The following is a 13229-nucleotide window of genomic DNA, read 5'->3' as shown; positions in this document are numbered from 1 at the left end:
ACGATCTTAAAAATCAATATGTTGATCTCTTCTATCCTATAAATCAATATGTTGATAAACGTCCGAAACGATCCATAGTGAAGCCATCGGGCGGCCCCAATAAAGTCTAATTTGAAACGTCTAACCGTTCTCAAGTGACCTGCGGTTGTTTTAGGTTGTCAGTTTCGGGCGGTTTGCCCGGTTGTTTTACCGCAAAAATGTGTAGAACGGGCGGATTGAAATGAGCCACAACCAGGCAGTCGGTGCATCGCACGACGAACCACATATCGAAGGATTGGAACCCGGCGCAAAGCTTTTGCGCGGACAGTACGAAATCCTTCGCTTTCTCAGCAATGGTGGGTTTGGCATTACCTACCTTGCGCGGGATAGCCTTGAACGGGATGTGGTAATCAAGGAGTGCTTCCCGGGCGCCTTGTGCCGCCGCAACGGTGACCTGGTTGAGCCAAACGATCCCGCACTCAAAGAAGACCTGCGCGCTATTATTGACCTGTTCATTCAGGAAGCCCGCAACCATGCCCGCCTTGTGCACCCCAACATTGTCGATGTGCATCAGGTCTTCGAGGACAACGATACAGCCTACATCGCAATGGATCTTATCCGTGGATGCGACCTGCTGGACTATGTAGAAAATCCCGACACCGAAAGCGGCCCTGACTTCATCGTTCAGGTGACCGAAAAGATGCTGTCGGCGGTATCATTCATTCACCAAAGCGGCATGCTGCACCGGGATATTTCGCCCGACAATATCCTGATCGACGAAAACGGTGATCCAGTCCTGATCGACTTTGGCGCGGCCCGCGAACAAGCGGCAAACAAATCCGCTGCCCTGTTGACCCTGCGGGTGATCAAAGACGGGTATTCGCCGCATGAATTCTACGTGCGCGGGGCCGAGCAGGACCCAAGCAGTGACCTCTACGTTCTGGCTGCTACGCTCTACCACGCGATTAGCGGGGAACGCCCGGTCGATGGCCAGTCTCGTCTAAGCGCATTCAACAATGGTCAGGACGACCCCTATGAACCACTGACCGCTCGGTTTGAAGGTTATCCCGAAGGCTTTTTGGAAGCGATCGACAAAGCGATGGAAGTCCACGCAACGGATCGTTTGCAAACCGCCCTGGATTGGCTGCGGATGTTCCGTGGCCCAGGTGTTATGTTTGACACATTTGCCTATCGCCCAGTTTCAGTGATCGTGGGCATGGATCGCAAGGACAAAGAAGAAGAGAAAGAGCGGATCAAAGCAGAGACCGAGAACGCCGAAGCCGTTGTGACCGCGCTGCTGGCTGGCAACTCTGACATCGCACTTGGCAATGAAGACAAAAAAGAAGACGAACTAGCCAAGTTTACCACAAAGGAAGACGCTCCGATCGCCGTGGATACCGTTGTGCAAAGCGGGTCGGGCGGCAACGGCAAACTGCTTGCAGGTGTAGCAGTTGTGGCCCTGGCCATAGCCGCGGGTGGATACTTCGTTGTGTCCGGTGGCGACAAAGCGCCCCAAACGACGGCAACAGCCTCAGTGGCAGAGCCCGAGACGCAAGCAGCAGAGACCGCTGTTGTTGCACCGGAAACCACAGCTGAACCTTCGGTGGAAGAGACTTCAGAGGCGCCTGTCGAGCAGGTAACCTCCGTTCCTGCGGAACCGGCTGCCACAGAAGCAGCCGCCGCAGAACCGAATACCGACGTGGCAGAAGAGGTTACAGTCACTGCTGACGCGACTGACACAGAGGTGGCGACCGTTGAACCTGAAGCTTCGGCCGAATTTTCAGCCTCGGCAGAGCCAACGGTTCCTGGTGTGCTTGCTGAGGATCAGGTTGCCTTCGCGCATTGGGATGTTGACATCCCGTTCTCGGTTTCACGCCGTCGTGCGGTTACCGGAGACACGTTTGCTGTAACCGCCGTAAATCCGGGTCAGGACATGTCGGTTATTGGTGACTGGATCCAGCGTGGCGCAACGATGTTCACACTGAACGGTGACCAAATCCGCTCTGACGCATCTTTTGCGGGCCAGGTTCTGGACGGCTTCAATGTTGATCCCGACGGATACATCCGCGTCGCAGCACGGTATCGCCTGCGGGGTGAAACCCGTGTTCAGAATGGCTTGATGGCTCTGCCCGCAATCCGTGCCCTCGGGCTGCAGAATGGGTATGAATTCACTGTGCGTAGCGATGGAGCGGACGGATGGCAAACCGTTGTATCCAACGTGCCCTCAGATTCGGCCGGCGATCTAAGTGACGGAGATGTGTTGCTGAGCGAAGCCCAAACCGCAACAAATCTGAACACCGCAGAAAGCTTGGATGGAACGCTTGCTGCGCTTGTGTCCGAAAATAAACCCATAGCGCGCTTCACTGTATTGCGCGGCGGGGTTGAAACAGCTGCAACGATGCAGCTTGAGCAGGAGTGATCAGACCGGTTCCCAGGTGATCTGCCAGTGTTGTGTTTGCTGAGGATGGCATTTGAAAAAGTCCATTCTGACGGGGGCCGGACCGTCGCAGAGAGTTACAAGTTCTAGTGGTTTTCCAAAATGATAAGTGCCGATGTGCCCACCGCGCAGAGGTAAATTGTGGTCCCAAGGCGCATAAGTTGTGTGCCGTTCAAATGAAGGTGTCGACGCCATGTTCAAATACAAAAGCCCTCTGAGCCGGCTTCTAGAAGGCGCGGGCAAAACAGAAGAAAAAGACGCTGCCGAAAGCGTGGCACCTGCCGAGGAGACTGCGGAACCCATCGCCGATTTCAACGCATTGCGCCAAGCTTTGGCTGGCGGCAACGCGACATCCGAAACCTACGAGGAATCGGATGAGTTGATGCCGGAAGAAAAGATGCCGGACTTCGCCGAAGAGGCTGCAGTTGAAACGCCTGAAGACGTGGCCGAAGAACCTGTCGAGCAACCGCTTCAAGAAGACCATCAGACAGACACACAGAATGTCGTGTCGTCCCCAGAAACCCCTGCCGAAGACGATCCGGTTGTAACGCTGCGCCTTGGCACCGAGGACAGCGTGGGCGTGGTCGATGAGACGCCCGAAGAACCCACCGCAGAGGCTGAAGAACCGGCTCCAGCAGCGCCAATCGAAGACGCGGCGCAAGCAGAAGAGGTTGCAGAGTCTGCACCAACACCCGCCACTGCGCCTGCCGCGGATCGCCGGGCGCGTGTAAAAACAACCTTCCTGGGTTTCGAGCGCGCTGATACCCATGTTCAGGACATGATGGAGTCTGCCGAGCCCGTCACCAAGACGGAAACCGCGCAGGAAACCTTCCCGGTTGGCTGGTTGGTCGTCACTGCGGGGCCTGGCCGTGGGGCAAGCGTAGCCTTGACCGAAGGGCTGATGCAGATCGGCCGGAATGATGATCAGGCGATCCAGCTTGATTTCGGCGACACAGGTATTTCTCGCGAAAACCACGCGGTGATCGCCTACGATCCGGAAGATCGTAAATGCTATCTGGGTCATGGTGGCAAGGCGAACCTCGTTCGCCTGAACGGCAAACCCGTGCTCAGCACCATCGCCTTGACCAGCGGTGATCTGATCCGCATCAGCGAAACCTCGATCCGGTTCATGGCCTTCTGCGATGACGGCTTTGACTGGAGGGATTCGTAACTGATGTTGGCGACTCCGGCATATGACATTGCCCTGATCCTGAATCAGGGTCAGCGCGACTCGCAGGAAGATGCCGTCGCCGCGCGGACCTTCGATGCAGTCGATGCGGGCTATATTGCAGTCGCCGACGGCATGGGCGGTCACGAGGCGGGTGAGGTTGCCTCGGAGCTGGTGATCAATGCCTGGCGCGATGCGCTGGATGATGAGCTGGATGTCGAAACGCTGTCAGAACGCTCACTTGTTGATGCGCTGCCGCTGGCTGCGATGCAGGCCAATGCATCCATTGCCAGCCACAACGAAGAACGGGGCTTGGGCTTCAACATGGGCTCAACGCTACTGGGTGTGCTTTTGCTGGGCCATCGCGTCTACTGGATTTCGATCGGTGACAGCCCGTTCTATCTGTTCCGGGACGGCGCGCTATCACAGATGAACGAAGATCATTCGATGGCGCCTTCGATTGACGCGCAAGTTGCGCAAGGGACTCTGACTGAAGAACAGGCCCGTGCGCATCCGGATCGAAATCAGCTGACATCGGTCGTTATGGGCGGTGCAATCCCAAAGGTCGACTGCCCCGAAGAGCCGCTGAACCTATCTGCGGCTGACATCGTTGTCCTCGGCAGCGATGGGTTGCAGACCCTTTCAGACAGCGAAATCCAGGATGTGCTGGCTGAACACCAGAACGCGTTGGCGCAAGAGATCGCCGATGCCTTGCTGCAGGCCGTTTTGGCCAAGGCAAAACCCGATCAGGACAACCTGACAATCGCGGTCGCGAAACCAAACAAATCATAACAGGCAAAGCAACCAGATCATGAGAAAGCACCTTATAATATCAAGCCTTGCACTTGCCGCTGCCACCGGCGCGGCCTGGGCGCAAGAAGCGTGTTCAACCTATGAAATCCAGCGCGGCGACAGCCTGCGTGAGTTGTCTATTCAGGTCTATTCGACCGAGGATTTCCGCGTCATCTATGATGCCAACCGTGATGTAATCGGATCCAACCCCAACATCATCCGTGTTGGTGATGTGCTGACAATGCCCTGCCTTGAAGATATCGGCCGCACCTCAGTCCTTGTGGACACCGAAGAAGGGCGTCTGGCGACTGAAATGGCGGCTGAGCTTGTAAAAGCGGCGGAGGAACGTGCCGCAAAAGCGATTGCAGAAGCCGAGGCACGGGTGGCCGCCGCTGAAGCCGAAGCCCAAAAAGCCAGTGAAGATGCAGTGATTGCCGCAAAGGCTGCGGCCAAAGATGAGATCGAAGCGGCGCGCGCCGAAGGTGCGGCGTTGATCCGTCAGGCACAAACCGGTGAACGGCCCGAGATCCGCGACCGGCAGCTTCTGCTGATCACGGGCGGTGGTTTCATGCCCTTCACTGATGAATCGCTGCCGAACCGCGGGCTGTACACCCACCTGGTAGAAACCGCGATGCTGCGCGCCGCACCTGAACAGGGTTACAAAATCCAGTTCGTGAACGACTGGTCCTCTCATCTGGACCTTTTGATGCCGACGCTGGCGTTTGATGGCACGTTCCCATGGTCGCGCCCAAATTGCGAACAGGCAGAAGCCTTGTCTGAAAGCGATCGGAACCGGTGCGAAACCTACAACTTCTCGAACCCGTTTTATGAAGTTGTGGATTCATTCTTCGCGCGCGAAGGTTCGGGCTATGAACAAACACTGAGCTATGCCGATTTTGCTGGGACGACGATCTGCCGCCCCGAAGGCTGGTCGCTATCGCATATGGATGCCGTCAGCCTATACGAGCCGGTTATCACCCTGTTGCGCCCGGTCGACCCCGATGATTGCTTTCACGCCGTGATCGAAGGCCGCGCCGATATCGTTGCCATCGAGGCCCATCTCGCGGTCGAGGCGATCTCGCGTCTAGGCTACCAGCACCGCATTATCGAGAACCCCAACCTAGCGGCGGTAAAGTCGCTTAACGTCATGACCCATAAAGATAACCCTGATGGGGAAGCGATCCTTGAGACGCTAAATCAGGGACTGGCAATCATGCAGCAATCCGGAGAGTGGCGCGATATCGTGTCGACCGCTCTGCGACATCAAATGGAAAATGGATAAGGCCCAGCACGGCCTAAGAAACCTACAAGTCTGGAGGAAGTGGACATGTTTGAACTCAATATTAAGAAAGTGGTGATGTCGGCCACTGCCGTCACTGCACTAAGCGCTGGTGCAGCAGCCGCGCAGCAGGCCTGTACGAACTATACCGTTTCGGATGGCGACACGATGGCGACCATCGCGATCGCGGCATATGGCACGTCAAACTACCAGCCGATCTTCAACGCGAACCGCAACATCATCAGCAACCCAAACGATCTTGAGCCCGGTATTGTTCTGGCCCTGCCTTGTGAAGATGGTAGCCTGCCAAACGGCCAGTCCGCGCAGGACATCATCGCGGCAGAAGAACAGCGTGCTGCGAGCGTAAAACGCTCGAATGTCTATGCCCCACCGATCAAGATGGTCGCGGGTAACGGGTGGGAGCCGTTCACCACTGAAAACCTGAGCGGCGGCGGCATCATGACCCGTCTGGCCACCACCAGCCTGCAGCGTGCAGGGAACAGCCGTGAATATTCGGTCAGCTTCGTGGATGATTGGTCCTCGCACCTGGACACACTGTTGCCTCTTGGCGCGTTTGACATTTCTATTGCCTGGACCGTACCTGACTGTACCAACCGCACCTATGAATGGTCAGCAGCCACCGAGGCCCGCTGCACACAGTTTGTCGCATCGGTTCCGGTGTATGACATCGTTGGCGGTTTCTTCACCCTGCCTGATAGCGAATATGCAAGTGCGACGGATTTCAAAGATCTAGAGGGCGCAACGCTCTGCCGTATGGCGGGCTGGAGCATGGTTGTTCTGGAAGAAGTTGGTCTGAACAGCGACAACTTGACTTTGGTCCATCCCAATTCGGCGCGTGAGTGTCTGGATGCGGTCTTGACCGGTTCTGCTGATGTGGCCGCGTTTGAGGTCGACCTGTTCGCATCTACCATGAACGACATGGGCCTTGGCTCGAATGACATTGTCGAAAACCCGTTCGTTTCGACACTGTCGTCAATGGCCTTCCTGGCGCATCGCAGCAACCCGTTTGCCCGTGAATACATCGCAATGATGAACAAAGGTCTGAACGAAATGCGTCAGTCCGGCGAATGGTATGCGATTATTTCGGATTCTCTGCGTGAGCAGAACGAGAAGCTGAATTCAGCTTCGAACTAACCCTCGGTTCATCCGAACAAACTGGGCCGATCCTTTGATCGGCCCTTTTTTATTGGGGGATCAGTTGGTCCAATCGACCGGATAGCCCTTCGGGAGGCAACAGCCGGGCAATCTTGCGCAACAACCGCTTGCCACCCAACCGCAGCCACTGATTTTGCCGAAGTCCCCAATAGGCAGCAGTTTTCGCCCCCAAGGCGGCCAGTTCCTGTCGTGATACGCGAAACGCCTGATGGCCTGATATCTCATACGGATGCAGATAGATATGTGGGGCCAACCCGTTGGATTTAGCCTGTTCAATCAGATCCCTGGCCACATTATCTGGTGCGAGTTTCAGGTAAGTTCCGCCCAGACGTATCTGCGGCCCCCTTCCCCTGTATTGCGAGGAAAACAGCGGCAACACATGCAGCGTTGACAGTCGCATCTTATCCGCAAAGTCCCGACATTGATCCGGGGACCCAAAGAAAGACGAACTGTCATAGTCGAAATGCCGCTCGATCAACTGGTATTGCTCGGGCGTCTCGCGGTTCACATGGAACTTCGGTGCGCGAAACCCTTTAACAGGAGCATTCGCCGCCGTTTGCAGTTGATCTTTCGCACGCGCCAGCATGGCGTCGACGGTTTGCGCCGACTGCCGGTTCATGCTGTCGTGATAGTGATAATGGCAGGCAATTTCATGCCCCTGCCCCGCAATATGTGCAATCAGGTCCGGGGCGCGTTCGGCGACTACGCCTGTGCAGAAAAAAGTGGCCTTGCGTCCGTCGGGACCACCGTTTTCCTGTAAGAAGCCGTCAATCAGTTCATGGCTCTGCCACAGGGCCTCTGCGCGCAATGGACCGGTTTCCCAGATACCAAGATCGCGCTTCAGGTCGTGGGCGAAATCCTCGAAATCAATGCTCAGATACACGTGGTCACGCCACTGCTTTGCTAGGGCTTTCCTCTTTCAATGCCTCGCGCAGCACAACGAAATCCCCGATGACCAGCGCATCTACACCCGAGGCCGCGAAGGTCGCGCAAGCATTCAGCGGCGAATAGACGATCGGTTCCTGAATGTTGAACGAAGTGTTCAGCAGGACCGGCACTCCGGTCTTTTTACCGAACTTCGTCAGCAAGGCGTGGTAGATCGGGTTGGCTGTTGGCGAAACCGAATGCACGCGCGCTGTCTGATCCGTATGGGTGATGGCCGGGATGTCTTTTGCCCGGTCATCGCGCACGCGGGCAACGATGTTCATGTAAGGGCTGGTTTGGTCGATCTCAAAAAAGTCCGCCGCAGCCTCTTCCGCGACGCTGGGTGCAAAGGGTCGGAAATGCTCGCGCTTCTTGATCTTGGCGTTGATGTCATCGCGGATGCTGTCCTGCCGGGGATCGGCCAGGAACGATCTAGTGCCCAGTGCCCTCGGGCCAAACTCGGCCCGGCCCTGGAACCAGGCGATAATCTTGCCATCGGCCAGCAGGTCCGAAACCTTTTCGATCAGCTCATCCTGCGGCAGCGCAGTTTGTGGCTGCGCACAATAGTCATTCAACGCCATGGTGATCGACGCCTCGTCCCATTCAGCACCCAGATAGGGGTTGCGGACTGACGCCATGTCGACCTGATCATGCGGGATACAAGCCAGTGCCGCGCCAACGGCACAACCCGCATCATGCGGTGCGGGTGGGATGATGATCTCGTCAAACGTCCCTTTCGAAATCAATGTGCCATTTGCCGTCACGTTCAGCGCACAGCCGCCGGAGATAACCAGTTTGCGCAGGTCGGGATTGGCTTTGCGGACCGGCTCTAGCACGTGGTGCAGCGCGTCTTCAAATGCTGCCTGAACCGAAGCGGCCAGATCGATATGACGCTCATTTGGCACAGTTCCGGGCTCGCGCGCCTTGCCGAACAGTTCTTCCAAACGGGGGTGGAACACACCGCGCAGGGCCGAGTGATAGTCGCACAACGTGGTGTTCACCCGGTAGCCGCCATTGTCTTCTAACAGCAGGATCTCTTTCAAGATCGCATCGCGGTAAATGGGTTTGCCATAGGGGGCCAGCCCCATCATCTTGTATTCGCCTTCCAGCATCTTAAAGCCCAGAAAGCCGGTGAAAGCGGAATAGAAGTGACCCAGAGAATTTGGCCAGCGGTGATCGGCAATCTGCTCACGCTTGCCATTGCGCATCGTGGTGACAATGGTCGAGCTTTCTTCGCCGCCACCATCGTAAGACAGCGATACAAAACTGTCCCAATCGCGCATCGCTTCGGCGTACAACTGATGGGTCAAGTGGTGATTGATATAATGCAGTTTGAAATCACAAGGCCCGTGTTCCGAAGTCAGAATCTTGCGGATTTTGAACAGGTCCATCCAGCCGCTGTCCTGCGGCGTTTCTCCGCCACTGCCTGACGAGAACAACGCGCCGATTCGCGTTGTCACGCCTTTGGCCGCCGATGGGCTTTGCAAAATCTTGCGGACCGTGCCCATTCCGCGCCCGGCCATGCGCCAGGGCTGCCAATACACGGCGACCTCGTCGATATCTGCGAATTTCAGACCACCGATCCGAAGCACTTCCGAGATTGCATGATGGGGAAAAGCACCGTCGTTCTTGACCCGAGTCAGACGCTCTTCTTCAACCGCGGCAACCAGTTTTCCGTCTACAAACAACGCCGCTGCGCTGTTGTTCATCGTTGCCAAACCCAAAATTACTGACATAACCTAAAACACCCTTGGCCAAATAAACTGCCGTCAACGCGCACACCGTAACGGCCTTCGCATTCGCTGTGCAAGGATGTAGATCACACAAGCGCGACAGAAAATACGCAAGTCTGCGGAAACTGGCTGAACGGTCTGAAAATCAACGTATTTGTCTGAGGTATTGTGCGATCCGCTGCAGATGTCTCTTTGCGCTGACTGGCTTTGAACTGCGAACAATCCCCTGTTTTTGTCGAATCCGTTTACGATTTCCACCCTCACAGGATCAAACACCGCGCCCTCGGAAAAGAGTGTTTACAACACCCCTGTCCGGTCTGTTAGGTTGCAGCCGTTGAGTTTGGCATTTGGTTTGGTTTTCGATTTTCAGGTTTGCGTATGTTCCCATCTCGCCAGTGTTTCAGCCCGTTCGATTTTGCGGGATCATGGCAAGAGCGCAGCAAGAACAAAGTGTTATAGCGGGGCTCGACCCAAAAACCGCCCCGTGTAGCGTTGCATCCTGATGAACAAGACACCGACCCGATTGATGAGGTGCAAGGGATGAAGATTCTGTCGTTCAAATCTGGCCATGACGGCACCGTGGCGGGAATCGATTGTACGAACAAAAGCCTCTTGTTCTCGTATGAGGCCGAAAAGAACAGCTTTCCCCGATACACGCCGGTGACCCCGGATACGTTCATTGATGCGGGGCTGTGGTTCAAGGATCTGCCAGAGATTTTGGCTCTCAGTGGCTGGTCCAGCAGCGGAATGGATCATGTCACCACCTCTGGTGCGGGGTACTTCGGCATCGGCCAGGGCTCGGAAAGCGTGGGCAAACGTACCTTCTTTGGTAAAACGGTCGACTACTACTCGTCCACGCATGAACGGGCTCATATCTGGTGCAGCTATGCGCTCTCGCCCTTTGCTCAGGGTGAGCCCTGTTACGTGCTTTTGTGGGAAGGCGCCTTAGGCGATTTCTATGAAATCGACCGCAATCTGAACATTCATCATCGGGGCCAAGTGATGACCGCACCAGGCAGCCGGTTCGCGTTCCTCTATGCTCTCGCCGATCCCGAGTTTCCGATTTCGGGCGGTGAGATGCGCCCGTCGGACCCAGGTCGCCTGATGGCCGCTTGCGCCTTTGGCGCGGCTGGTCCGGTGGACGAAGATGAACAGGCGTTGATCGATCAGATCCTGTCAGTCGACCTAACCACGCACCCGTTGCGCAAAAGCTCATTCGTAAACTCGCCGTTTTTCAATATCGGTACTGACAGTCAGAGGCTCAAGAATCTGGCAACCAAACTTTCAGACGCCATATTCTCGCGTTTTCATCAGTTCGCGGAAGTAAACCTGCAAGAGGGTTTGCCGCTGTTGATCGCCGGCGGCTGCGGCCTGAATGGGAACTGGAATGCACAATGGGAGAACAGCGGCCTGTTCCGAGAAGTGTTTGTACCGCCCACCACAGGGGATTCGGGATGTGCAATTGGTACGGCTGTCGATGCAATGCGACACTATACGGGGCAAGCCAAACTGGATTGGTCTGTCTATTCTGGTCAGTCTTTCTCTGACGACAAGGTTGAGTTGGAGGGGCTGAAGGCCTCGGAACTGAACCTGAAGACCGTCGCGCAAGCGCTTTACGACGGAAAGATCATTGGATGGACGCGAGGCAATTGTGAAATCGGCCCACGCGCGTTAGGCAATCGGTCGATACTCGCGGCCCCGTTCAAAGCAGAGACGCGCGCCAGGTTGAACCGGATCAAGGGACGCGCAGAAAACAGCCCCGTTGCCCCGTCTTGCATGGAAGAAGACGCCGCGCTGCATTTCGCGATGAAAGGCCCTTCGCCCTATATGCTTAGCTTTCATCAGGTGACCGATCCGAAATTAGCAGCCATTACCCATGTGGACGGCTCGGCCCGCGTGCAGACCGTTCGGCGCGACCAGAATGCGTTTTTCTATGACTTGCTGGCCGAGTTCAAATCGATCTCGGGCACCGGAGTTCTGTGCAATACTTCACTGAACTTCCGAAACTCCGGGTTTATCAACACCTCCAGCGATCTGGCGCATTATGCGAGGCAGGTCGGGCTGGATGGTTTTGTAGCAGGAAACACGTTTTACGAGATTATCGACGGTTGAAGGTATCTAAGTTCGGGCATCCGGACAAACAGTTCAATTCCGAGTATTGTGATGAAGAGTAATGAGTCTGTGTTCAGCACGTATCAAGGGAGGCCGGCAATGAGAACGGCCGATACTATTCATGTAGAAAAACCCGATCTCATGTGGTGCGCAGTGATAGTGCTGCTTGCGGTGGTATTGTTCTTTGCCGCGACCCCGTGGGGTATCGGAGTCCGTCCGGATTCGGCCTCATACCTTGGCTTTCCATTCTATTTTCAGGGGCATTCGCCAGGATACATCTGGGCAATCGATATCGTCGAAAGCCTTGGAATGGGCCCACTGACAGCGGCCACCGTGGTCAACCTGTCTTTCCTATGCCTGAACGCCTTGATGACGTTTGCACTGGCGCGCGGGCTGGGAACATCCCGTCTGATCGCCGGTTTTGCGGCGCTTTTGATCGTAACGTCTCCTTTGGTGTTTGAACTACATGTGACCGTCCTGTCCGAAGGGATGTTCATCTTTCTGATGCTGCTGACACTGGCACTGCTGAGCGTCTATGTTGGCACGGGTGCTGTGCGGTTTCTAATACTGGCCGGGCTTGTGTCGGTTCTGGTGTTCCTGACCCGTTTCAATGGCGCGCCTATTTGGGTCGTGGGGGTTTTGACACCCCTTTTTCTGGGACCACAGGGTATAAAAACCCGCTTGCTGCATGCCGGAGCCTTTCTGGCCGCGGTGATCGCCCCGCTGATGCTGTGGTCATACATCGAAGCCGCAGCCGGTGGATCGGGACTTGGGCGAGAGTTTGCGTTTCTGGGCAACGCAACATGGGCCATTCTGATACAGGGCGCAAACTCGATCTGGGTGTCGTTCTTCCCGAATGTGGTGCCCGATATCCTGAAGATCGCTGTCAGCCTGGTTCTGATCGGTCTGCTGATCTGGATTGTCTGGCACGAAACCATGACCCGTGTGGTCAGGCGCGCGCCGGATGCGGATGACCGGTTTGCCACGTTCCCGCTGTTGGCGACTGTCTATATATTTGGTCATTTCGCGCTGCTGCTGTTGTCGATCCTGATCGAGCCAAATCTACCTTTGAAACCCTCGTATTTTGCGCCGGTCTATGTGCTGCTGATTATCATGGGATCCCACTACTGCGCACACTTTGTGGCGGGCGACGGCTTGCAGCGCTGGACCGGGCTGGCCCTGTTAGGGCTCGGCGCGTTGGTTCTGATCTCAAATATAGCCAGAACCGGAAATCTGATTACCGAGTTTCGGGAAGAGGGCATCTTTTTCGCAGGTCCAAAATGGTATCAATCGCCGCTGGCGGCTGAGATTAGCAAACTGGACCCCGAAACATTTGTGTATTCCAATGCCCCAGACGTGGTTCATCTGGTCACAGGGTACAAAACCACCTGGTTACCAATGAAATTCAACCGACGCACGGGGTTCGAAATCCCCGAGCGGCCCTATGCCAAAACGCTAGGTGAAATGCGGGAAGGTTTGGCAAATGGAACGGCCGTTGTTGCCTATTTCGATGATGTGACATGGCGGTTCTACCTGCCCACTCAGAACGAGTTGACGCAAGAACTGAACCTGACAGAGGTCATCCGTACAACAGATGGAACTCTTTTGAACACGTTGGGCAATTAACGA

General features: G+C 55.8%; 9 protein-coding genes. 7 read left to right on the top strand and 2 right to left on the bottom strand.

Annotation, left to right across the window (positions count from 1 at the left end; all coding sequences use genetic code 11):
• The first annotated feature begins 220 nt into the window (after window positions 1-220).
• The 5 genes from ACR0JX_RS12270 to ACR0JX_RS12250 all read left to right on the top strand — a co-directional run bounded on the left by ACR0JX_RS12270 (window position 221) and on the right by ACR0JX_RS12250 (window position 6810).
• Complete coding sequence (locus ACR0JX_RS12270) at window positions 221-2398, top strand: serine/threonine-protein kinase (RefSeq protein ID WP_480544075.1); 2178 nt, start codon at window positions 221-223, stop codon at window positions 2396-2398.
• Window positions 2399-2609: 211 nt separating this feature from the next.
• Window positions 2610-3587, top strand: coding sequence for an FHA domain-containing protein (locus ACR0JX_RS12265; RefSeq protein ID WP_480544074.1), 978 nt, complete (start codon window positions 2610-2612; stop codon window positions 3585-3587).
• Between the two features lie 3 nt (window positions 3588-3590).
• A complete protein-coding gene (locus ACR0JX_RS12260; protein ID WP_480544073.1) occupies window positions 3591-4376 on the top strand; it encodes a PP2C family protein-serine/threonine phosphatase in 786 nt (261 codons plus the stop codon).
• Window positions 4377-4395: 19 nt separating this feature from the next.
• Entirely contained in the window at window positions 4396-5658 is a 1263-nt protein-coding gene (locus tag ACR0JX_RS12255) for a substrate-binding periplasmic protein (protein WP_480544072.1), read from the top strand.
• 45 nt (window positions 5659-5703) lie between these two features.
• Complete coding sequence (locus tag ACR0JX_RS12250) at window positions 5704-6810, top strand: peptidoglycan-binding protein LysM (RefSeq protein ID WP_480544071.1); 1107 nt, start codon at window positions 5704-5706, stop codon at window positions 6808-6810.
• A 49-nt stretch (window positions 6811-6859) separates the two neighbouring features.
• Here ACR0JX_RS12250 and ACR0JX_RS12245 read toward each other — a convergent pair whose 3' ends face one another.
• Together ACR0JX_RS12245 and ACR0JX_RS12240 are read right to left on the bottom strand one after the other, a co-directional pair.
• Entirely contained in the window at window positions 6860-7714 is an 855-nt protein-coding gene (locus ACR0JX_RS12245) for a polysaccharide deacetylase family protein (RefSeq protein ID WP_480544070.1), read from the bottom strand.
• Window positions 7715-7718: 4 nt separating this feature from the next.
• A complete protein-coding gene (locus tag ACR0JX_RS12240; RefSeq protein WP_480544069.1) occupies window positions 7719-9491 on the bottom strand; it encodes a carbamoyltransferase family protein in 1773 nt (590 codons plus the stop codon).
• A 537-nt stretch (window positions 9492-10028) separates the two neighbouring features.
• On the opposite strand from ACR0JX_RS12240, the gene ACR0JX_RS12235 reads away from it, so the two are divergent.
• On the top strand, window positions 10029-11600 hold the full coding sequence (locus ACR0JX_RS12235; protein ID WP_480544068.1) for a carbamoyltransferase C-terminal domain-containing protein: 1572 nt from the start codon (window positions 10029-10031) through the stop codon (window positions 11598-11600).
• 99 nt (window positions 11601-11699) lie between these two features.
• Window positions 11700-13226 (top strand): hypothetical protein, encoded by a 1527-nt coding sequence (locus ACR0JX_RS12230; RefSeq protein WP_480544067.1) that lies wholly within the window; start codon window positions 11700-11702, stop codon window positions 13224-13226.
• Window positions 13227-13229: the final 3 nt, after the last annotated feature.

The organism is Ruegeria sp. AH7 (genome assembly GCF_056541325.1).
The sequence above is the reverse complement of the archived record's forward strand: the minus strand, read 5'-3'. Positions and strand labels throughout refer to the sequence as shown.

What these genes read in the sequence shown, in the direction of transcription:
- ACR0JX_RS12240 (WP_480544069.1), bottom strand. Translation starts at nt 9,491, where the DNA reads ATGTCAGTAATTTTGGGTTTGGCAACGATGAACAACAGCGCAGCGGCG.
- ACR0JX_RS12230 (WP_480544067.1), top strand. Translation starts at nt 11,700, where the DNA reads ATGAGAACGGCCGATACTATTCATGTAGAAAAACCCGATCTCATGTGG.
- ACR0JX_RS12260 (WP_480544073.1), top strand. Translation starts at nt 3,591, where the DNA reads ATGTTGGCGACTCCGGCATATGACATTGCCCTGATCCTGAATCAGGGT.
- ACR0JX_RS12270 (WP_480544075.1), top strand. Translation starts at nt 221, where the DNA reads ATGAGCCACAACCAGGCAGTCGGTGCATCGCACGACGAACCACATATC.
- ACR0JX_RS12265 (WP_480544074.1), top strand. Translation starts at nt 2,610, where the DNA reads ATGTTCAAATACAAAAGCCCTCTGAGCCGGCTTCTAGAAGGCGCGGGC.
- ACR0JX_RS12250 (WP_480544071.1), top strand. Translation starts at nt 5,704, where the DNA reads ATGTTTGAACTCAATATTAAGAAAGTGGTGATGTCGGCCACTGCCGTC.
- ACR0JX_RS12255 (WP_480544072.1), top strand. Translation starts at nt 4,396, where the DNA reads ATGAGAAAGCACCTTATAATATCAAGCCTTGCACTTGCCGCTGCCACC.
- ACR0JX_RS12235 (WP_480544068.1), top strand. Translation starts at nt 10,029, where the DNA reads ATGAAGATTCTGTCGTTCAAATCTGGCCATGACGGCACCGTGGCGGGA.